This window comes from Verticiella alkaliphila, assembly GCF_018904615.1.
In the GTDB taxonomy this organism is placed as follows: domain Bacteria; phylum Pseudomonadota; class Gammaproteobacteria; order Burkholderiales; family Burkholderiaceae_B; genus Verticiella; species Verticiella alkaliphila.
Genome location: NZ_JADCNH010000011.1, coordinates 98,471 through 118,806 on the forward strand (window position 1 = coordinate 98,471; position 20,336 = coordinate 118,806).

Genomic DNA, 20,336 nt, shown 5'->3' on the forward strand with positions numbered 1-20,336 from the left:
GTAGCACGCAGCCCGTCCCTCATGATCCCGGCAGCCCTCGGGCGCCGGCCTGCCAGGAGACAGCCATGCTCGACCGCTTCATCAAGCCCAGCCTCGTCCTGGGCGCTACGTTAGTCCTTGCCGCTCCCGTCCATGCCCAGTACGACCCCGGCGCCACCTTGATGCTCGGGCAGGGTATGGGCTTCAGCGCGCTCAGCAACAACACTTACCAGAACGCGATCGAGGCCACTCGTCAGGGTAACGACCGCGAGCGGCCAAGCGCGTCGCAGCGCCGCGATTCGAGCAGCAGCAGTTCCCGTCGCGACGCCAGCAACGGCCGCTCGGCCGATGGCCCCGTGCTGCGCACCCAGGCTGATGTCGACCGCTACATGAACGAGCGCATGGCCTATCACGCCAAGGCGCTCGCGCCGGAATACAAGCAGCGCGCGGCGCGTGATGGCACGGCGTCCGCCGACCGCTGGATTCGTGCGCGGGCCGAGGAGCTCGGCAAGATGGAGGGCGAGAAGGCCCGCCAGCTCGTGCAGCGCGACTGACATTCGGCGGTCGCCTGCCCGAGCGAGGCTCGGGCAGGCACCTGGCAGAATGGTGATCCGTTGATGCGCATTTTGATACAGTGCGCTTGATGCGCGAGCGCCTGGCCGCGCAAGCTCGCCGCGGGCAGGCACGCAAGTGTCTGGATCCATCTCGCGACATCTGCCTCATTCCGTTGGAGCGCCGTCTTGCCCTTGTCCGTGATCCGCGTCGTTGGCGTCAATGCCCTGTTCACCGACACCGCACGTCACGCTCTCGATGCTTGAGCGCAGCATGCGAGTACGCGGCGGGGTGCAGGCCCTCGACGACGAAGCCGGCCGCGCCCAGGCCCTGCGATGGCTGGCGTTTCTCGAGACCTTCGAGGCAGTCCCTGATCATGAGCTCGCGCTGCTCCTGGAGGGTGCAGAGTGGGTGGCGTTCGAACGCGGGGAAGTGGTCATGGACAGCGAGAGCACGTCCGTGGACGTCTACTTCCTGCGCAACGGCAGCTTGACCGCCTGGCCTGCGTGGACCCCGGAAGCGCAGGGCATCATGACGCGGGTCGCGCCTGGCGATCTCATCGGCGCGCTCGGTGCGCTGGCCGGAGCGGCCGCGCCTTTGCGCGTCGTGGCAACGCGCGACAGCATCGCCTTGCGCGTGCCGGAATCCACCTTCGTACGGTTCCTGGAGGCGTCGCATCGCGGCTTGCTGGGGGTGATCCGTCACCTCAATCGCTGGGTGCTGCGCCTGGCCCACGGTGCCCGACCCGAGGCTCGCAAGCCCGAGTGCAGCGTGATTGCCTTTGTCGCCATGTCCGAGGGGCTCGCGCTTGAATCCCTGGTGGGGGAGATCGCCACGTATCTTGGCAGGCAGAGCCTGGCGCTCGAGACGATCACACCGCACAACCGGCCCGCAGGCAGTGAAACTCTCACTGCCATGGAGGCGGTGAGCGACGTCTTGTTGCTCGTGACATCGCCCACGGACCCCGCCTGGACGGCCATGGCCATCGCTAACTGCGATCGCGTCGTACTGCTGCAGGCCGCACATGGCCGTGAGCTACCCGAACCCGACATCACCGTGCTCTGCGGCCGCGGCCATCGGCCCACCGTCGATCTGGTGCTCGTGCAGCCGCCCGACGCCGCTGGCGTCGTCATGCCAGAACGCTGGTCCGGACGCGAGGACATCGCGGCGCACCTGCACATCCGCGAGGGGGACGCCGACGATCTGCGCTTTCTTGCCCGCTTCGTCGTGGGCCGTGCCGTCGGGATGGTGTTTGCCGGCGGCGGCGCGCGAGGATTCGCGCACCTGGGCGTGGTCAAGGCCTTTCAGGAAGCGGGCATTCCCATCGACATGACGGGCGGCACCAGCATGGGGGCGATCATCGGCGCCGGGGTCGCCTGCCGCTGGAGCACCGAGGATTTCCTCGAGCGCCTGCATCAGCTCTTCGCCATGAGCAGCCCCATGCGCGACTACACCTTGCCGTTGGTCTCCGTCGTCCGGGGGCGTCTCGTGGCGAGCCGGCTCAAGAGCGCGTTTGGCGACGTCGCGATCGAACGGATGTGGCGGCCGTTTTTCTGTGTGTCGTCCGACCTGACGCTCGGCCGTTCGCACGTGCATCGCGCCGGCCCGCTGTGGCGCGCATTGCGGGCCACCTCGGCCTTGCCCGGCATCCTGCCGCCGGTGATTGCCGAGGGCCACGTGCTCGTGGACGGTGCCATCACCAACAATTTCCCCGTCGACGTCATGCGCGAGATGGCGCGGGGCTGCGTGATCGGCTCCAACGTGCATGTCGACGCCAAGTTCGTGTCTTCGATGGAAAACATCGAATCGATGAGCACCTGGCGGCTGATGCGGGATATGCGCCAGGGGCCGGTGAACATCTTCAGCGTCATGTCGCGCACGGCCACCATCAGCAGCATGCACCAGACGCACTACTCGCGCGGCATGGCGGACTATCTCGTCGAATCGCTGTCTGACGACGTGAGCCTGCTCGACTGGAAATCCCTGCATCGGGTGGTGGAGCGGGCCTACCGGGCCACTGCGACACAGCTCGAGCGCGACGGTGTGAGTTACACCTCGCTGTTGAGCATGGGCGCGCCCGGGGCGGCCTGACGCCGCGCCGTCCAAAGGGCGTCTCCCGCCATGGCGCCTGGCAGGCCGCCCACGCCGTACACGTCTCGCCAGAGACGTTTACACTAGGGGGTTTTCCTCGTCCGCCCTTCGTCCGTCCATGACCATCATCCGCGCCGACGACCTCGTGCAGTCCATTGCCGATGCCGTCCAGTTCATCAGCACCTACCACCCCAAAGACTACATCCAGCATCTGGCCCTGGCCTATGAGCGCGAGCAAAGCCCTGCCGCGCGCGACGCCATGGCGCAGATCCTGACCAATTCGCGCATGTGCGCTGAAGGCCGTCGGCCGATCTGCCAGGATACCGGCGTGGTCAATGTGTTCCTCAAGATCGGCATGAACGTGCGCATCGAGCCCTGTACGCAGTCGGTGCAGGAGCTCTGCGACGAAGGCGTGCGCCGCGGTTACCTGAATCCCGACAATCCCCTGCGTGCCTCGATCGTGAACGACCCGATCTTTGCCCGCAAGAACACGCGCGACAACACGCCGTGCGTGGTGAGCGTGGAGCTCGTGCCGGGCGACACCATCGACGTGCAGGTCGCGGCCAAGGGCGGCGGCTCCGAGAACAAGGCGAAGTTCGCCATGCTGAACCCGGGCGATTCGATCGTGGACTGGGTGCTCGAGCAGGTGCCGAAGATGGGCGCCGGCTGGTGCCCGCCGGGCATGCTGGGCATTGGTGTCGGCGGCACGGCCGAGAAGGCCATGCTGATGGCCAAGCAGTCGCTCATGGACGATCTGGACATGTCCGAGCTGCTCGCGCGCGGTCCGTCCAACGAGGTCGAAGCCATGCGCGTCGAGCTCTACAACAAGATCAATGCCCTGGGCATCGGTGCGCAAGGCCTGGGTGGCTTGACCACCGTGCTCGACATCAAGATCAACACCTTTGCCACGCACGCGGCCTCCAAGCCCATCGCGATGATCCCGAACTGCGCGGCCACGCGTCACGTGCACTTCGAGCTCGACGGCAGTGGTGCTGCCAATCTCGAGCCGCCGGCGCTGTCGGATTGGCCGGACATTTCGTGGGCCCCGGATACGGAGCTGTCGCGCCGTGTCAACCTGGACACGCTGACCCGCGAGGAAGTGGCTTCGTGGCAGCCGGGCCAGACGCTGCTGCTCTCGGGCAAGCTGCTCACTGGCCGCGATGCCGCGCACATGCGCATGAAGAAGATGATCGACGCGGGCGAATCGCTGCCGGTGGATTTCGCCAACCGCGCGATCTACTACGTCGGCCCGGTCGATGCCGTGCGCGACGAAGCCGTCGGCCCCGCAGGCCCGACCACCGCCACGCGCATGGACGGTTTCACCGACATGATGCTGGAGAAGACCGGCTTGATCGCCATGGTGGGCAAGGCGGAACGCGGCCCGGTGGCCATCGAGGCCATCCGCAAGCACGGCGCGGCTTACCTCATGGCCGTGGGCGGCGCTGCCTACCTGGTGTCCAAGGCGATCCGCTCGGCTCGCGTGCTGGCGTTCGACGACCTCGGCATGGAAGCCATTCATGAATTCGAAGTGCAGGACATGCCCGTGACCGTTGCTGTCGACGCGCGTGGCACGTCCGTCCACCAGACCGGGCCCAAGGTCTGGAAGGCGAAGATCGAAGCGCTGAACACCGATCCCGCCGCGGCCTGTGACACGGTGAGCGCATAACGCGCGCCGTGGCCCCCATCCGATTTCTCTAGGAGACTTATCGTGGAAGCTTTCATTTGCGACGCCGTGCGCACCCCCATCGGCCGTTACGGCGGTGGCCTGGCCCACGTGCGTACCGATGACCTGGGCGCCGTGCCGCTGGCCGCGCTCATGCAGCGCAACGCCTCGGTCGATTGGGCTGCCGTCGAAGACGTGATCTACGGCTGCGCCAACCAGGCCGGCGAAGACAACCGCAACGTGGCGCGTATGTCGCTGCTGCTGGCCGGTCTGCCGCAGGAAGTGCCGGGCAGCACCATCAACCGCCTGTGCGGCTCGAGCCTGGACGCCCTGGCCGTGGTGGCCCGTGGCATCAAGTCCGGCGAGCTCTCGCTGGCCATCGCCGGCGGCGTGGAAAGCATGAGCCGCGCCCCGTTCGTGATGGGCAAGGCCGACAGCGCGTTCTCGCGTGCTGCCCGCGTCGAAGACACCACCATCGGCTGGCGCTTCGTGAACCCGGCCTTCAAGGCCCGCTTCGGCACGCATTCCATGCCCGAGACGGCCGAGAACGTGGCCGAGCAGTTCAACATCAATCGTGCCGATCAGGACGCCTTCGCGCTGCGCAGCCAGCAACGCTGGGCCGCTGCCAATGAGCGTGGCTTCTTCAAGAACGAGATCGTGCCCGTCACGATCCCGCAGAAGAAGGGCGATGCCCTGGTCGTGTCCACCGACGAGCACCCGCGTCCGCAGACCACCCTCGAGCAACTCGCCAAGCTCAAGGGCGTCGTCAAGCCCGACGGTACCGTGACGGCCGGCAACGCCTCCGGCGTGAACGACGGCGCTGCCGCGCTGCTGCTCGCCTCGGAAGACGCCGCCAAGCGCTTCGGCCTGCGTCCGCGCGCCCGCGTGGTGGCGGCCGCCGCCTCCGGCGTCGAGCCGCGCATCATGGGCATCGGCCCCATCTCGGCCACGCGCAAGGTGCTGGCCAAGGCCGGCCTCACGCTGGACCAGATGGACGTCATCGAGCTGAACGAAGCCTTCGCCGCCCAAGGCCTGGCCGTCACCCGTGATCTGGGCCTGGCCGATGAGGATCCGCGCGTGAACCCGAATGGTGGCGCCATCGCCATCGGCCACCCCCTGGGGGCCTCGGGTGCGCGTCTGGCGACGACGGCGTTGTACCAGCTCGAGGCCACCGGTGGCCGTTACGCGCTGTGCACGATGTGCATCGGCGTCGGCCAGGGCATCGCCGTCATCATCGAGCGCGTGTAAGCCTCAGGGGCGGGGTGTCTTCCCTGCCCATCGTCGTACGTGAAAGGCCGCTCCAATGGAGCGGCCTTTTTACTGTCAGATGACGGCGGCTGCGGACAGCTTTACGGATCCAGACGCGGTTTGCTCATCAGGAGACGCACGCCGAACAGCAAGCCCGACAGCACGATGAATGCGCCGGACACCGGCGCGCCGGGCACGACGAGCAAGGCGACGCCCAGCATCACGCTCGCGGCAACCAGGAAGGCACCCACGGCGCGTGCCCGCGTCGAGCCGTAGAAGTGATGCCGGCGCAGGCGTGTGGCGCTGCGAGGGTGCGTGACATGCCAGTTCTCGAGCGCGCTGATCAGCGCTTGGCGCAAAGGCGCGTAGTCTGCGATGTGGCGCATCTGGTGAGACACGAGTAGTGTGGCGCCGCAATGGCGATGCAGCTTGATGTAGTCATCGGTGCCGTAGCCGGACAATGCCGTGAAAGGCAGGGCGTCCATGCCCGAGAATTCGACTCGGTCGCTGAAGACGGCGACGGTGCGCCTGGGTGGCATGAGACGGCGGGCGAGGAGCACCGGCAAGGCGCCGAGCACCGCGCCCAACAGCGCGAGCGCCACGACCGCCGCCGCGCCTTCCCAGCGCAGGACGCTCAAAGCGAGCGTCACGCCACCCATGATGCCGCCAGGCACCAGAAAGAAGCTGGCAATGAGGGCGGCCTGGTGCCAGCGTGTATTCAGAATGACGGCATAGCGTCGTGGCGAGTCCGGCGGGGCGGCGGCATCGTCCGGGCGCATGCGTGTTCAGTGAAAGTGTTTGGGCGTGGTGTCCACGTCTTCCGGTAGCTCGGCGTGCTCCATGTTCCCGACGGGATCCGGAAAAAGCGGTGCGCCGCAGTCCTCGCAGAATTCCATCGGCAGGATGCCGGGCAGACGACGGATGTCCGTCATGCCCAGGGCCTTCAGAAGGCCCACGATCTCTTCCAGGGCACCGGTGGGCGCGCCTTCCTCGCCCAGCAGCTCCGGCTCGGCGTCTTCACGGCCGAAGAGCGGCCAGACGCAGCCATAGATCACATCGTTGCTGTTGCGGGCCGTGAAGCCGATGCGGTACTCGTCGATCTGGTGCTCGCCACAGCCGGCGATGACGGCGCGCAGGCCGTCCGGCTGGAAGCCCGCAGCGGTCTCGAGCCAGCCCAGGGCGGCGCGCAGCGAGAGCGGGCGCACGCGGCGATCCGCTTCGCGGTTGCCGACATACCAGGCGTCCGGCAGCAGGATGTCGAAGCCGCAGCCCGGCAGCAGGCTGGCGAGCGTGGGCTCGGCCTGGGCCGTCCAGCCGGTGAGGCAGGCCAGGCGGGTGGCTTGAGGATCGTCCGGGGCTTCCTGCCAGCGGAACATCGGCGCGCCTTCGGGCACCACCACCACGCCGGCGAGGTAACGGCTGTCGGCCAGCATGCCGGCGATTTCCGTATCCTGCGCGATGGTGACCTTCTGCGTGGTGTTCTTGCCGATGGCCTGCATCGTGAGGCGTTGCAGCCATTGCAGGGTGGCCGAGAACGTGCGCGGCATCTGGTCGACCGACAGCAGCGTGGGCACGAGCGCCAGCTGTGCATCCTGGGCCAGCACGTGACCATGCAGCTGCGCGCGCAGCGCGTCCAGGGCTTCGGGGCGGATCTTGTTGGCGGGGATCTGGTAGCGCGTCCAGACGGCGAGCGGCGCCACGATGAGCAGCGCCTCGTAGCGCTGGCCGTCCTTCTCGAAGACGAAGGATTCGGACAGCGTCTCGCACATCTCGATGAGGACGTCATAGGCGCCGCCCTCCACCCCGAGGAGCTGATCGAGCGCGCCTTCGACTGGCGCATCCTGGCCCGCCTTGAAGAGCTTTTCGAGCGTGGTCTCGATCTGGCGCTCCCAGAAGCGGTCTTCGACGCGGCTGGTGGAGGCGTGCAACGCCTGCGCGAGCTGCACGAGGCGCTCGGTGTCGCGATGGGGACGGCTGGCTGAGGTGGTGCGCGTGCGAGGCATCGTTGCGGCTTCTAGAGTCAACCGCTTAGTGTACTCTGCCGCGCGGCAGGTCCAAAAACCCAGCCTCCGCGTTTGTCAACGCCCGGCGATTTCTGCATGATGGCGGATTGCGCGCACCGCGAACGACACGCAGACACAAGGAACAAGGAGAGACCATGACCGCATACGAGAACCTCGCACTCTATATCGATGGCGAATTCGTCGCCGACGGCCGCAAGTCTCAGGACGTCGTGAACCCCGCCACGGGCGAGGTCATCGGCAAGCTGCCGCACGCGAGCCGCGAGGATCTGGACCGCGCCATCGCGTCCGCCGAGCGCGCCTTCGCCGAATGGCGCCGCACCTCGCCGCTGGAGCGCTCGCGCATCCTGCGCAAGGTGGGCGAGCTCGCGCGCGAGCGTGCCCAGGAGATCGGGCGCAACATGACGCTGGACCAGGGCAAGCCGCTTGCCGAGGCCGTGGCCGAAGTGCAGGGCTGCGCCGAGCACGCCGAGTGGCACGCCGAAGAGGCCCGCCGCATCTACGGCCGCCTGGTGCCCTCGCGTGACCCGAACGTGCGCCAGATGGTGATCCGTGAGCCGGTGGGCGTGTGCGCCGCCTTCACCCCCTGGAATTTCCCGTTCAACCAGGCCATCCGCAAGGCCGCCGCTGCCATCGCCGCGGGCTGCACCCTGATCCTGAAGGGCCCGGAAGATGCGCCGAGCGGCGTGGTCGCCATGGCCCGTCTCTTTCACGACGCCGGCCTGCCCGCGGGCGTGCTGAACATCGTTTGGGGCGTGCCGCACGAGGTCTCGAGCTACCTCATCGAATCGCCCGTGGTGCGCAAGATCTCCTTCACCGGCTCCGTGCCGGTGGGCAAGGAGCTCGCCGCCCTGGCCGGCAAGCACATGAAGCGCGTCACGATGGAGCTGGGCGGGCACTCGCCGGTACTGGTCTTCAACGACGCGGACATCGACACCGCCGCCGTGCACCTGGCCAAGTTCAAATCGCGCAACGCCGGCCAGGTCTGCATCTCGCCCACGCGCTTCTACATCCAGGAAGGCGTGTACGACGCCTTCGCCGAGCGCTTCGTCGATGCGGTGAGCAAGATCCGCGTGGGTGACGGCCTGGAGAAGGGCACGCAGATGGGCCCGCTCGCGCACGAGCGCCGCGTGGACGCCATGGCGTCCTTCGTGGCCGACGCCCACGATCGGGGCGGCAAGGTGCTCACCGGCGGCGAGCGCCTGCAACTGGGCGGCGGCAAGGGCTACTTCTACGCCCCCACCGTGATCGCCGGCCTGCCGGACGATTCGCGCCTGATGACCGAAGAGCCCTTCGGCCCCATCGCGCCGCTCACGAAGTTCAAGACCACCGAGGAAGTGCTGAAGCGCGCCAACAGCCTGCCGTTCGGCCTGGCGTCCTACGTCTTCACCACGAACCTGCAGACGGCACACCAGGTGTCGACGGGTCTGGAAGCCGGCATGATCGGCATCAACCACTTCGGCGTTGCGCTCTCCGAGCTGCCCTTCGGCGGCATCAAGGACAGCGGCATCGGCAGCGAAGGCGGCAGCGAGACCTTCGACGGCTACCTCGTCACGAAGCTCGTCACGCAGGTCTGAGGATGGGCGCCGGGCTGATGGCCTGGCGTTGCTGATTCAGGCGTGAATGCACGACGGCCGCCCGGGATCGGGCGGCCGTCGTCACGTGGGCGCTTACGAAGCGCTCGGCACATGCGCAAAGCACGTCGGTGCGGTGTGTCGATGTGGGCCTGGTCGATACCGCTTGTCTGCGGCGCCTGGAACACGTCATGCGCGCGCCTGAACGTGCTTTCAGCGCTCTGCCGGTGACAGCGACGACGTTGGCATGCCGCGCCCGCTGGCCAGTGCCTGCTGGAAGCTGGCCATCTGCTCGGGCGACAACACCCGTCTCGGAACCAGGTAGTACATCCGATCCGAGATGAAGAGCAGCCAGAGCGCGTCGTTCTGCGCCACGTCCACGAAATCCTTCCACGGCACGTCGGCTGTGCCGTAGCGGCTGCGCATGGCCAGCCGCTCGGCCGTCCAGGCAAACTCGTGTCCACCCGGCAGCGTCATCTGCTTGCGCAGCGCGCGGCGCGCACCCCAGCGCGCCGTGAGACGCACGATGAGCCAAGGTAGGCCGACGATGACAATCGGCAGCAGCAGGGCCATCAGCAGCAAGGTGACAACGGCGGGAGCCGTGAGGGGCCATTGCAGGGCCCCGAATACCACAAGCGCGAAGGCCCAGAGCGCTCCGTACGCGATCCACGTGCTCCGGCGCCGCAATTGTGCGCGATAGAAGAGATACTGCCCGCGCGCCAGGTCATCGGCCGTGTAGACGACCGTGACGCGGCACGCAGGCCCGGCGCTCTCCAGAGGAGACGCGCCGGGCAGGGGGGCTGCCGACTCAGGCAACCTTGTCCACCTGGGCCGCATCGGCCAGCAGCTGACGCAGCACGAAGGGCAGGATGCCGCCGTGCTGGTAGTAGTCCACCTCGATCGGCGTATCGATGCGCAGCAGCACGGTCACTTCCTGCTTGGTGCCGTCCGCACGATGGATGTGCAGCTTCACGTCCTGCTGCGGACGAATGCCGTTTTCCAGGCCCGTGATGTCGTAGGTCTCGCTGCCGGTGATGCCGAGCGATTGCGCGCTGTCGCCGCCCTTGAACTGCAGGGGCAGCACGCCCATGCCGACCAAGTTGCTGCGGTGGATGCGCTCGAAGCTGCGGGCGATCACGGCCTTCACGCCCAGGAGCTGCGTGCCCTTGGCGGCCCAGTCGCGCGACGACCCGGTGCCGTACTCTTCGCCGCCGAAGATCACGGTGGACGTACCCTCGGCGATGTAGCGCATGGCGGCGTCATAGATCGACATCTGTTCGCCGGTGGGCTGGAAGAGCGTCTCGCCGCCTTCCACGCGCGTGCCATCCGCGCGCGCCGGGATCATGAGGTTCTTGATGCGCACGTTGGCGAAGGTGCCGCGCATCATGATCTCGTGATTGCCGCGACGCGAGCCGTAGCTGTTGAAGTCGGGCTTCAGGACGTTGTGTTCCTTGAGCCATTTGCCGGCCGGCGACGTTTCCTTGATCGAACCGGCGGGCGAGATGTGGTCCGTCGTGATCGAATCACCGAAGAGGCCCAGGGCACGCGCACCGGTCACGGGCGGCATGGGCTTGGGCGTCATCGAGAAATCCTCGAAGAAGGGCGGCTCGGCGATGTAGGTGGACGACGGCCAGTTGTAGGTGTCGCCCTTCACGCCCTTGATCTTTTCCCAGAGCTTGCCCGGGTTGCCCTGGACTTGCGCGTAGTTCTTGCGGAAGTCCTCGGGCGTCATGGCGCTGGTGACCAGCGCCTGGATCTCGGCGGAGGTCGGCCAGATGTTGCCCAGCCAGACGTCGCCGTCATGGCCGCGGCCCACCGGCTCGGTCATCAGGTCCACCGTCATGTTGCCGGCGATGGCATAGGCCACGACCAGGGGCGGCGAGGCGAGGAAGTTGGCCTTGATGTTCGGGTGGATGCGCGCCTCGAAATTGCGGTTGCCCGAGAGCACGGCCGCGCACACCAGATCGTTCTCGACGATGGCGTCGTTGTATTCCTGGGCCAGATCCCCCGCGTTGCCGATGCAGGTGGTGCAGCCGTAGGCCGCCACGCTGAAGCCCAGCTTCTCGAGATAGGGCAGGAGACCCGTCTTCTCCAGATAGTGCGTCACCACGCGCGAGCCCGGGGCAAGCGAGGTCTTCACCTTGCGCGATACCGTGAGCCCGGCCTCCACCGCCTTCTTCGCGAGCAGGCCGGCGGCCAGCATCACGTTGGGGTTGGAGGTGTTGGTGCAGGAGGTGATGGCGGCGATCAGCACGTCGCCATTGCGCAGGTTGCCCTTCTTGCCGGCGGGGAAGACCTGGCCGAGCTTCTCGGGGGCCTGGGCAAAGCCGTTGTCCGCAATCGGCTTGCTGAAGAGATCGATGAACGTATTCTTGATGTGCCCGATCTCGATGCGATCCTGCGGGCGCTTGGGGCCGGCCAGCGAGGGTGCCACCGTGGACAGATCCAGCGTGAGCAGCTTGGTGTAGTCGATGTCCTTGGCCTTGGGCACACCGTACAGCTTCTGGGCCTTGAAGTAGCCCTGCAGCGCGGCGATCTCGTCCTTGGTGCGGCCGGTGTTGACGAAGTAATCGATGGTGCGGTCGTCCACCGGGAAGAAGCCCATCGTCGCGCCGTATTCAGGCGCCATGTTGCCGATGGTGGCACGGTCCGTCACCGACAGGCTGGACGTGCCCTCGCCACAGAATTCCACGAACTTGCCCACCACCTTTTCCTGGCGCAGCATCTCGGTGATGCGCAGCACGAGGTCAGTGGCGGTCACGCCTTCGCGCAGTTGGCCCTTCAATTCCACGCCAACGACGTCGGGGGTCAGGAAATACACCGGCTGGCCGAGCATGCCGGCCTCGGCCTCGATACCGCCCACACCCCAGCCCACCACGCCGATGCCGTTGATCATCGTGGTGTGGCTATCCGTGCCCACGAGCGTGTCAGGGTAGTAGACCTTGTCCGCCGTGTTGTGCACGCCGCGCGCCAGGTACTCCAGGTTCACCTGGTGGACGATGCCAAAGCCCGGGGGCACCACGCCGAACGTGTCGAAGGCCTGCATGCCCCACTTCATGAATTCGTAGCGCTCGCGATTGCGCTGGAATTCGAGCTTCATGTTCAAGTCGAGCGCCTTGGGGCCGCCGAAGTGGTCGATCATGACCGAGTGATCCACGACCAGGTCCACGGGCACCAGGGGCTCGATGGCCTTCGGGTTCTTGCCCATCTTGGCGGCCACGCTGCGCATGGCGGCCAGATCCGCCAGCAGGGGCACGCCGGTGAAATCCTGCAGCACCACGCGCGCCACCACGAAGGGGATCTCGTCTTCGCGCACGCCATTGGGCTGCCAGTTGGCGAGCTGGCGCACGTGCTCTTCGGTCACCTTCTTGCCATCACAGTTGCGCAGCACGGCTTCGAGCACGACGCGGATCGACACCGGCAAGCGCGAAATGTCGACACCCAGGGCCTTGCCCAGTGCCGGCAGGGAGTAGTACTGCCCGGTCTTCTTGTCGCCTATCTTGAAGGACTTGAGGGTACTGAAGCTGTTGTGCGGCATGTTGGGGCTCCGAGAGGAAATCATGTCAAATCTACCATCGTCGACGCGCGCTTGCGACTATGCGCATTGTAGTTCTCAGCGTCGCGCTCCAGTAGTCTTATATAAGATATAAGATATCAGACTCAGACGGGTAGGTAAAGTTCAGCAAGAACTGCGCCGTGACGGGATCTAGATGCCGACAAGCCCCGCTGCAAGGAAAACTCCGGACACACAATGAAGGATCTTGGTAACGGGTCCGAGGTACGTCTGACAAATCCCGGCGTGATAATGCGCGGGCGCTGAGGGCATGCCCCTCGCGCTTCGAAAAATACCAATGTTCAGTTGCATACCTTCCGGAGTCATCATGGGGATTACCTCCTTGCGTCGAACCACCGTCCTGGCCTTGAGCGTGCTGGCTGTCTCGCTGGCGGCTTGCCAGCAGAAGGAGACCCCAGCGGCTGGGCCGGCCAAGCCGCCCGTCGTCAACATGGGCGAGCCGTTCCGCGGGGAATTGACCACACAAAGCCCCACGAACATCAACGATGGCAGCCGCTACTCAGTGCTCACCGTCAACCTGAAGGGCAATACGACGACGAAGATTTCTCTCGAAGGGTCTCTGCAAGGTGTGCTCTCGCTCTATAAAGAGGGTGAGCTACTGAATGTGTCTAATGGAAACTCGTCGTTTGGCGAGAGCAGCTCGGGCTGCTGCGGTGGCAGCAGCAGCGGATCGCAGCGCCGCAGCACCACGCTCGTCCACACGGCCGAGGCCGATGGCGAGTATCAACTGGGCGTGAGCGGTGCCGATGCCACGCGCTACGGCCCGTTCCGTGTCGTGACGCAGGCCATCGAGGTGCGCAACAGCGGTCCGGTGAAAGCGGGCGAGACGCTCGAGGGCGCATTGTCGGCGTCAGCCGACAGCGCCAACAGAGGCCACAACACCTATCAACTGGCGGTCGAAGAAGACGGCCTGTACGACATCTATCTGCGCTCGCAGAACTTCGATGCCTTCCTGAAACTCTCGGGCAATGGCGTGACCCAGGAGGACGACGACAGCGGCGGCGGCTCGGACGCCAAGATCTCCGCCTTCCTGAAGGCTGGCACCTATGAGCTCCAGGCCTCAGGCCTGGATCGTGGCGACGCGGGCCTGTACAGCCTGTCCGTGGAGCGTCAGGCCCTGCCGGCCGGCACGGAGCTGTCGCAGGGCGGCCCGCTGCAACCTGGCGCTACCGTGACCGGCCTCTACAGCGGCCAGGATCTGCGCTACGAACTGCGGCTCACCGAGCGCCAGCGCGTGGTGATCGACATGAAGTCGAGCGCGATCGACAGCTACCTGACGCTGGACGGCCCGGGCGTGCACGCCACCGATGATGACAGCGGCGGTGGCTCGGATGCCCGCATCGAGCGCACGCTCTCGCCCGGCACCTACACGATCACGGCCAACGGCTACGACAACGGTTCGGGCCTCTTCACGCTGGCCACCACGCTGAGCGAAGCCCCGCAGCCTGGCGGCGGCGACATCACCGTCGGCCAGACGGTGCGCGCCGAGCTCACCTCACCCGAGGGCGATGAGTACCGTCTGCGCGTGACGCGCGCCGGGCGCTACACGATCGAGATGCGCTCCGAGACAATCGACTCGTATCTGCGCATCGTGGGCGACACCGTGGATCAGGAAGACGACGACAGCGGCGGCAACTACGACGCGCGTCTGTCGCTCTCGCTGCAGCCAGGCGAATATAGGATCTACGCCACGTCGATCGACGAGGACAACGGCCCGTACACGCTGTCCGTGCGCTGAGCCTGACGCGGGGCCGGCCTGGCCGGCCCCGTCGCCTTCACTTGCCGGCGATCTTGTGCAGCAGCCGCAGCAGCTCGGCACGTTCTGTGTCGTCGAGCATCGCAGTGGCTTGCGCTTCCAGGCGGCTGACGACGTCGGCCGCCGCCGCATAGTGCGCCTCGCCCGTTGCCGTGAGTCGCAAGCACTGGGTGCGTTGATCCGTGGCGCCGCGCTCGCGAGCCACCAGCTCACGTCCCTCCAGCCGCGCCAGCACCGCCGCCAGATTGGGCGGCGACACGTTGATCGCCTCGGCCAACTGCTTTGGCGCCAGACCTGGATTCGCGGAGATCAGGCTGAGCACCGCAAAATCCGAAGGCCGCAGATCGAAGGCCAGCATCTCGCGCTGAAAGTGCGGCCGGATCATCGAGAAGGCTAGGCGCGCGCTGTGCCCGACGAGACCGAGCAGGAAGGTCTGGTCGAGCGTGTCGGGCAGTGTGATGTCGACGTCGTTCGAGTGGGTCATGGGACGCGCGCGCTCATTCCAGGCGGATGCCCGCCTGACGGATGATGCCCTCCCACTTCTCGCGCTCGCTGTCGATGAAGCGCGCCGAATCTGCCGGTGAATCACCCGCGGGGCGGATCGCCATCGCCGCAAAACGCGTCTTCACGTCATCCTCCGCCAGTGCCTTGGCCACCTCGCCGTGCAGGCGTTCCACCACGGGCGCGGGGGTGCCATCAGGGGCGACGAGCGCGAACCACGTCAGCACCTGAAGCTCGGGCATGCCGGCCTCCGTCGTGGTGGGCACCTCCGGGAGTTGCGAGAGGCGTTCCGGCCCTGCGATGGCGAGTGCCTTGATCTTGCCCGCACGGATGTGCGGCAGCAGCGAGGGCGGCGTGTCGATGGCGCCCGTCACCTGGCCGGACATCACGGCCATCGCCGATTCCGCGCCGCCCTTGTAGGGCACGTGCGTGATCTTCACGCCCGCGGCGCTGTTCAGCAGCTCGGCGGCAGCGTGGCCCGTGGTGCCGTTGCCGGGCGAGCTGAAGAAGGCGGGCGACGTCTTGGCGTAGTCGATGAAGGCGGGCAGGGTATCGGCGGGCGTCCCGGCATTGACCGCCACGATGAGCGGCATGTCGCCCACCACGCTGATGGGGGTGAAATCCTTGGCGGGGCTGAAGGTGAGGCTCGGGTAGATCGCCTCGTTCATCGTGAGGATGCTGCCCGAGGCGAAGAGCAGGGTATGGCCGTCCGCCGCCGATTTGGCGACGTGGTCCGAGCCGATGTTGCCGCCCGCGCCGGGGCGGTTGTCCACCACCACCGGCGAGCCAAAGGCGGTGCCGAGCTTCTCGCTCAGGATGCGCGCCATGTTGTCGACCGGGCCGCCTGGCACGAAGGGCACAACGATGCGCACGGGCTTGTCGTTCGGGAAGGCCTGGGCGAGGGCCGGCGCGGCGAGGCATGCCGCGAGGGTGGCCGCGGCGGTCAAGCGGGGCAGGAAGTGCATGCGGTGTCTCCGTTATCGTTGTGGGTGTCGCGCGCCGTCAGGTCTTGACCGCGGCGATATGCGTGTCCAGATCGCAGGCAAAGTCCACGAACCACGCGAGGCTGTGCGGGTTGGCCATCGCATCCGGGCTCGCCACCTTGGCCGCGTCCGCCCCCAGCAGCAGCTTGCGGATGGGCAACTCCATCTTCTTGCCCGTCAGCGTGCGCGGAATCTCGGCCACGGCGAACACATCGTTGGGCACGTGGCGCGCCGAGGCCCGGGTGCGCACCTGATCGCGCACACGCGCCTTCAAGGCGTCGTCCAGCACGTGGCCAGGTTTCACGACCACGAAGAGCGGCATGTACGAGGCCGGCCCAGGTACTCCAGATCCACGACCAGGCTGTCCTGGATCTCGGGCATTTCTTCCACCACGCGGTAGATCTCGGCCGTGCCCATGCGGATGCCATAGCGGTTGATCGTGGTGTCCGAGCGGCCATAGATCACCGCCGTGCCGCGCGGCGTGAAGCGGATCCAGTCGCCGTGGCGCCACACGCCGGGGAAGGTGTCGAAGTAGCTCGCGAGATAACGTGCGTCGTCCGGGTCGTTCCAGAAGCGCAGGGGCATGGATGGCATGGGGCGGGTGATGACGAGTTCACCCACTTCGTCCACGACGGGTTCGCCCGCTTCATTGAAGGCATAGGCCGCCACGCCCAGCTCAGCGCACTGGATCTCGCCCGCGTTCACCGGCAACGAAGGCGCGCAGGCCACGAAGCCCGAGGCGATGTCCGTGCCGCCGCTGATGGACGCCAGCCAGACGTCCGTCTTCACGTTGGCGTACACCCAGGCGTAGGCGTCCAGGGGCAGGGGCGAGCCAGTGGAGTTGATGGCGCGCAGCGCCGAGAACGCGCCGATATCCGCCGGCCGCAGGCCAGCCTTCATGTTCTGAATCAGGAAGGCCGCGCCGCAGCCAAAGTGCGTGACGCCTGCCGTGTCGATGAAGCGCCACAGCGCATTCGCATCGGGATAGGCTGGGTTGCCATCCGAAAGCACCACCGTGGCGCCCGAGAGCAGTCCGCCCACCATCAGGTTCCACACGATCCAGCCCGTGCTGCCCAGGAACATAAAGCGATCCCCCGGCCGCACGTCGTGCTGCAGCTGGTTCGTCTTCAGGTGCGTGAGCACGATGCCGCCGTGGCCGTGCACCATGGCCTTGGGCAGGCCCGTGGTGCCCGAGGAATACACCACCCACAGCGGATGATCGAAGGGCAGGCGGGTGAAGGTGAGCTCCGCCGGCTGGGCGACGAGCGCATCCCAGGCCTGCACCTTGGGCCAAGCCGGCAACGCGGCATCGGCCGCGCCCGGCACGTGAACGACGTGCTCCAGCGAGGGCAGGGCGGCGATCAGCTCGCCCACCACCTGGGTGCGGTCAAAGCGCTTGCCGTTGTAGCCATAGCCTTCCACCGCGAAGAGCACCTTGGGCTCGATCTGCTGGAAGCGATCCAGCACCACCGACACGCCCATGTCCGGCGAGCAGCTCGACCACACCGCGCCGATGCTCGCGCAGGCGAGAAACGCAATCACCGTCTCAGGCGTGTTCGGCATGTAGGAGACGACACGGTCGCCCGCCGTCACGCCCATGCGGCGCAGGCTGGCCGCCAGCGCGCCGGAGCGGGCCTGGAGCTCGGCCCACGTCACCTCGCGCGGCGCACCCGATTCGCTTCGCGCCAGCAGCGCCGGCGTGGTGCGCTCGGCATGACGGAAGACCTGCTCAGCGTAGTTCAACCGCACCTTCGGAAACCACACCGCGCCCGGCATGGCCTCGTGCGCCAGGGCCGGGGCAGGGTCGCCCTCGGCCTTGATGTCAAAGAAATCCCACACCGCCCGCCAGAAGGCATCCAGATCGTGCACCGACCATTGCCAGAGCGCCGGATAGTCGTCGAACGCCAGGCCGCGCTCATCGCGCAACCACGCCATAAAGGCCGCAAGCCGCGTGTCCTGAATCTTGTCAGCGCCAGGACGCCAGAGTTCGGTGCCTTCTTCGAGTGCCATGGAAGAATCCTTCTGAACCATAATCGTTATGGGGCAGAAGGATATCGGCTACCGCGCGATCTGGCGCTTGGGGCAAACCCCCGGGGAACTGACTGCTCAGTGCGGTGTCTTGGCCGCCGCCAGCAGCGCGGCCGCCCGCAGACGCGCCGCGTAGAGATTCAACGCCAACCCCGTGATGACGAGCGCGCCGGCGGCGAGCTTCCAGGCCGGCAGCGGCTCGGCCAGCCACCAGGCCGAGGACAGCATCCCGATGATCGGCACCAGCAGCGCCGACGGCGCCACCGTGCCCGCCGAGTGCCGCGCCAGGAGCCAATTCCAGATGCCAAAGCCGAACACCGTATTGCCCAGGCCTTGCCAGAGCGCGGCGCTCCAGCCCGCCCAGGTGGCGTGCTGCACGGCATGCAGGATGCGATCCGGCCCCTCCAGGAAAAGGCTCAGCAAGGCCACCGGCACCACCGCGTAGAGACTGCTCCACACCGTGAAGCCCAGCATGTCGATACGCCCCAGCTTGCGCACCGTGAGATTCGCGCACGCCCAGGAGAACGCCGCAGCCAGCCCCATGCCCAGCCCCAACAGCGTGATCGCGGATTCCGCATCCCCAATGCCCCGCCACGCCACCAGCCCGTAACCACCCCCCGCCAGCAACAGCCCCGCGATCTGCAAGCGGCCCAGCCGCTCCCCATAGAGTGCCACCGACAGCAGAATCGTGAAGAACACCTGCGATTGAATGACCAGCGAGGCGACCCCCGGCGTGATGTCGCGCTGCATGGCCCAGTACAGCAAGCCGAACTGCCCCGCGCCGATCAAGGTGCCAAAGGCCGCGAGCGTCGTCCAGGGCACCGCCGGCCGACGGATGAAGAAGATCCAGGGCAGGGCCGAGAGCGCGAAGCGCAGCACCGTGAGGAGGAAGGGCGGAAATTCCGCGAGCGCCCAGGCGATGACGACGAAGTTGGTACCCCAGACGAGGACGACGGCCAGAGCGAGGAGTTGGTGAGAGACGGGCATGGCTACGGGTTGACCCAGTTCTCGATTTCGAGTGCCGGAACTCTCTCGAACTCCGACACGTTATTCGTCACCAACACCAAACCTGCGCTGCGTGCATGTCCCGCAATATGCAGGTCGTTCACGCCAATCGGCTGACCCCGCTTTTCCAGCGCCGCCCGGATCGCACCGTAGTGCTGAGCGGCTTTTGCGTCGTAGGACAGTACCTGGAGACGGCTGCAGAAATCCTCTATCGCCGACAGGTTCTCGCTGACGCGGCTGCTCTTCTCCGCACCATGCAACAGCTCGGCCAGCGTGATGGCCGAGATCGCCATGCGGGTAGCATTGGCATTGAAGGTGGCGAGGACCTCGATCGGACGCCGCTTCAGCACGTAGATGACAATGTTGGTATCGAGCAGGTAGCGCAACATCAGAGAGCTTCCCGATCAGGCTGATCCTGACTCGCGCGCTCTGGCAGGAAGTCTTCGCTCACGGTCGGGCCGTTCAAGAAGAAGCTATCCCACGTTTGCCCCACAGGGGTCAGGATGCGCTCGTTGCCGCGCACGCGGATTTCCACTTTGTGAACGCCCTCCGGAAGACGAGCGTCCACGGGAAGGCGAACGGCCTGGGTGCGGTTGTTGGTGAATATCGTGCCGACAGACATGATGCCCCCTGACGTGTTTTGCTGATGTATATACATGAAGTATATAGCATTCGTTGCAACGTCAGGGAGCGGGCCTGTTTGCTGTTAAGGCGATAGCGACCAAGGGTTGACGATGGCCACCTTGGTCGGCTTGACGTCGTCCACGTTTCGTGTCACCACGGTCATGCCGTGCACCAGCGCGGTAGCTGCGATGAGCGCGTCCCGCTCGCCACGCTTGTCTCGGACACGCAGCCGAGCGCAGCGCTGTGCCACGGGGGGGAGGGCGACAGGCAACGTGCGGTCAGCGAACTCGGGTAAGACGTGCTGCTCCAGCCACGCGCGGAGCAGGGCTCCCTGGGTGGCGTCCTTGCGTTCGATCGACAGAACGCCGAGCTCCAACTCCATGACGGTGATGGCCGATATGAAGAGATCGGCGGCATCCACGCTTTGCGCCCATGCCGTCACGTGCGCGGGCTTGCCGCGATCAGTGATGAACACGGGGCCGTCCTTTGTGGCCTTCTTCGCCCGGGTCACGTCCTGATTCAGTTCCCGGCCGGATAGGGTCGTGATCGTCATGGCACGCCTACTATGATAAGACGCTTCAGTGACGTGCGCGACCGTGAGCTTCGATCGAGGCGGCAGAGAGCCCGAGCCTAAAGAAAAAGCCAGGCTCGTGAACTGCACCCCAAAAGTTGGACACGGATCCAACTTTTGGGGTGTTTTTCATGGCGAAGTACGACGAGCAGTTCAAGCTGACCGT

16 protein-coding genes and 1 pseudogene are annotated in these 20,336 nt (G+C 66.3%); 6 read left to right on the forward strand and 11 right to left on the reverse strand.

Going from position 1 to position 20,336, the window contains the following annotated elements:
- Positions 1-65 precede the first annotated feature (65 nt).
- The 4 genes from IMZ29_RS09880 (at position 66) to pcaF (ending at position 5,533) form a co-directional block, all read left to right on the forward strand.
- Positions 66-533: a hypothetical protein gene (locus IMZ29_RS09880; RefSeq protein WP_216183294.1), complete on the forward strand. Its 468-nt coding sequence runs from the start codon at positions 66-68 to the stop codon at positions 531-533.
- Positions 534-804: 271 nt separating this feature from the next.
- Positions 805-2,622: a patatin-like phospholipase family protein gene (locus tag IMZ29_RS09885; RefSeq protein ID WP_216183252.1), complete on the forward strand. Its 1,818-nt coding sequence runs from the start codon at positions 805-807 to the stop codon at positions 2,620-2,622.
- Positions 2,623-2,740: 118 nt separating this feature from the next.
- Positions 2,741-4,288: a fumarate hydratase gene (locus IMZ29_RS09890; RefSeq protein WP_216183254.1), complete on the forward strand. Its 1,548-nt coding sequence runs from the start codon at positions 2,741-2,743 to the stop codon at positions 4,286-4,288.
- A 39-nt stretch (positions 4,289-4,327) separates the two neighbouring features.
- A complete protein-coding gene (gene pcaF / locus IMZ29_RS09895; protein ID WP_216183292.1) occupies positions 4,328-5,533 on the forward strand; it encodes a 3-oxoadipyl-CoA thiolase in 1,206 nt (401 codons plus the stop codon).
- A 101-nt stretch (positions 5,534-5,634) separates the two neighbouring features.
- On the opposite strand, the gene IMZ29_RS09900 is transcribed toward pcaF, so the two are convergent.
- Together IMZ29_RS09900 and IMZ29_RS09905 are read right to left on the reverse strand one after the other, a co-directional pair.
- Positions 5,635-6,312, reverse strand: a complete 678-nt coding sequence (locus tag IMZ29_RS09900) for a hypothetical protein (RefSeq protein WP_216183255.1) — start codon at positions 6,310-6,312, stop codon at positions 5,635-5,637.
- Between the two features lie 6 nt (positions 6,313-6,318).
- A complete protein-coding gene (locus IMZ29_RS09905; RefSeq protein WP_216183257.1) occupies positions 6,319-7,536 on the reverse strand; it encodes a DUF2863 family protein in 1,218 nt (405 codons plus the stop codon).
- Positions 7,537-7,691: 155 nt separating this feature from the next.
- On the opposite strand from IMZ29_RS09905, the gene IMZ29_RS09910 reads away from it, so the two are divergent.
- Positions 7,692-9,131, forward strand: a complete 1,440-nt coding sequence (locus IMZ29_RS09910) for an NAD-dependent succinate-semialdehyde dehydrogenase (RefSeq protein ID WP_216183259.1) — start codon at positions 7,692-7,694, stop codon at positions 9,129-9,131.
- Positions 9,132-9,341: 210 nt separating this feature from the next.
- On the opposite strand, the gene IMZ29_RS09915 is transcribed toward IMZ29_RS09910, so the two are convergent.
- Positions 9,342-9,944 (reverse strand): YcxB family protein, encoded by a 603-nt coding sequence (locus IMZ29_RS09915; RefSeq protein ID WP_216183261.1) that lies wholly within the window; start codon positions 9,942-9,944, stop codon positions 9,342-9,344.
- Complete coding sequence (acnA, locus tag IMZ29_RS09920) at positions 9,937-12,666, reverse strand: aconitate hydratase AcnA (protein WP_216183263.1); 2,730 nt, start codon at positions 12,664-12,666, stop codon at positions 9,937-9,939. The genes IMZ29_RS09915 and acnA overlap by 8 nt, the downstream gene beginning before the upstream one ends.
- Before the next feature lie 343 nt (positions 12,667-13,009).
- Between acnA and IMZ29_RS09925 the strand changes: the two genes are divergently transcribed.
- Positions 13,010-14,440 (forward strand): hypothetical protein, encoded by a 1,431-nt coding sequence (locus IMZ29_RS09925; protein ID WP_216183264.1) that lies wholly within the window; start codon positions 13,010-13,012, stop codon positions 14,438-14,440.
- 37 nt (positions 14,441-14,477) lie between these two features.
- Here IMZ29_RS09925 and IMZ29_RS09930 read toward each other — a convergent pair whose 3' ends face one another.
- The 7 genes and pseudogenes from IMZ29_RS09930 to IMZ29_RS09960 form a co-directional block, all read right to left on the reverse strand.
- Positions 14,478-14,942 carry a MarR family winged helix-turn-helix transcriptional regulator gene (locus tag IMZ29_RS09930; RefSeq protein WP_216183267.1) on the reverse strand — a complete coding sequence of 155 codons (465 nt, stop codon included), beginning with the start codon at positions 14,940-14,942 and terminating at the stop codon, positions 14,478-14,480.
- Between the two features lie 13 nt (positions 14,943-14,955).
- Positions 14,956-15,924 (reverse strand): Bug family tripartite tricarboxylate transporter substrate binding protein, encoded by a 969-nt coding sequence (locus IMZ29_RS09935; RefSeq protein ID WP_216183269.1) that lies wholly within the window; start codon positions 15,922-15,924, stop codon positions 14,956-14,958.
- Positions 15,925-15,961: 37 nt separating this feature from the next.
- A pseudogene (locus tag IMZ29_RS09940) lies at positions 15,962-17,952 on the reverse strand (acetoacetate--CoA ligase).
- A gap of 96 nt (positions 17,953-18,048) precedes the next feature.
- A complete protein-coding gene (locus tag IMZ29_RS09945) occupies positions 18,049-18,957 on the reverse strand; it encodes an EamA family transporter (protein ID WP_216183271.1) in 909 nt (302 codons plus the stop codon).
- Positions 18,958-18,959: 2 nt separating this feature from the next.
- A complete protein-coding gene (vapC, locus tag IMZ29_RS09950; RefSeq protein WP_216183273.1) occupies positions 18,960-19,364 on the reverse strand; it encodes a type II toxin-antitoxin system tRNA(fMet)-specific endonuclease VapC in 405 nt (134 codons plus the stop codon).
- Positions 19,364-19,597, reverse strand: coding sequence for a type II toxin-antitoxin system VapB family antitoxin (gene vapB, locus IMZ29_RS09955; protein WP_216183275.1), 234 nt, complete (start codon positions 19,595-19,597; stop codon positions 19,364-19,366). Before vapB ends, vapC begins: the two co-directional genes overlap by 1 nt.
- A gap of 84 nt (positions 19,598-19,681) precedes the next feature.
- On the reverse strand, positions 19,682-20,152 hold the full coding sequence (locus IMZ29_RS09960; RefSeq protein WP_216183277.1) for a type II toxin-antitoxin system VapC family toxin: 471 nt from the start codon (positions 20,150-20,152) through the stop codon (positions 19,682-19,684).
- Between the last annotated feature and the right edge of the window lie 184 nt (positions 20,153-20,336).

Bases quoted from the DNA above. Each gene is read 5' to 3' on its own strand.
- IMZ29_RS09925 (WP_216183264.1), top strand. From the start codon at position 13,010: ATGGGGATTACCTCCTTGCGTCGAACCACCGTCCTGGCCTTGAGCGTG.
- IMZ29_RS09945 (WP_216183271.1), bottom strand. From the start codon at position 18,957: ATGCCCGTCTCTCACCAACTCCTCGCTCTGGCCGTCGTCCTCGTCTGG.
- vapB (WP_216183275.1), bottom strand. From the start codon at position 19,597: ATGTCTGTCGGCACGATATTCACCAACAACCGCACCCAGGCCGTTCGC.
- acnA (WP_216183263.1), bottom strand. From the start codon at position 12,666: ATGCCGCACAACAGCTTCAGTACCCTCAAGTCCTTCAAGATAGGCGAC.
- IMZ29_RS09905 (WP_216183257.1), bottom strand. From the start codon at position 7,536: ATGCCTCGCACGCGCACCACCTCAGCCAGCCGTCCCCATCGCGACACC.
- IMZ29_RS09885 (WP_216183252.1), top strand. From the start codon at position 805: ATGCGAGTACGCGGCGGGGTGCAGGCCCTCGACGACGAAGCCGGCCGC.
- IMZ29_RS09880 (WP_216183294.1), top strand. From the start codon at position 66: ATGCTCGACCGCTTCATCAAGCCCAGCCTCGTCCTGGGCGCTACGTTA.
- IMZ29_RS09935 (WP_216183269.1), bottom strand. From the start codon at position 15,924: ATGCACTTCCTGCCCCGCTTGACCGCCGCGGCCACCCTCGCGGCATGC.
- IMZ29_RS09960 (WP_216183277.1), bottom strand. From the start codon at position 20,152: ATGACGATCACGACCCTATCCGGCCGGGAACTGAATCAGGACGTGACC.
- IMZ29_RS09930 (WP_216183267.1), bottom strand. From the start codon at position 14,942: ATGACCCACTCGAACGACGTCGACATCACACTGCCCGACACGCTCGAC.
- IMZ29_RS09910 (WP_216183259.1), top strand. From the start codon at position 7,692: ATGACCGCATACGAGAACCTCGCACTCTATATCGATGGCGAATTCGTC.
- IMZ29_RS09900 (WP_216183255.1), bottom strand. From the start codon at position 6,312: ATGCGCCCGGACGATGCCGCCGCCCCGCCGGACTCGCCACGACGCTAT.
- vapC (WP_216183273.1), bottom strand. From the start codon at position 19,364: ATGTTGCGCTACCTGCTCGATACCAACATTGTCATCTACGTGCTGAAG.
- IMZ29_RS09890 (WP_216183254.1), top strand. From the start codon at position 2,741: ATGACCATCATCCGCGCCGACGACCTCGTGCAGTCCATTGCCGATGCC.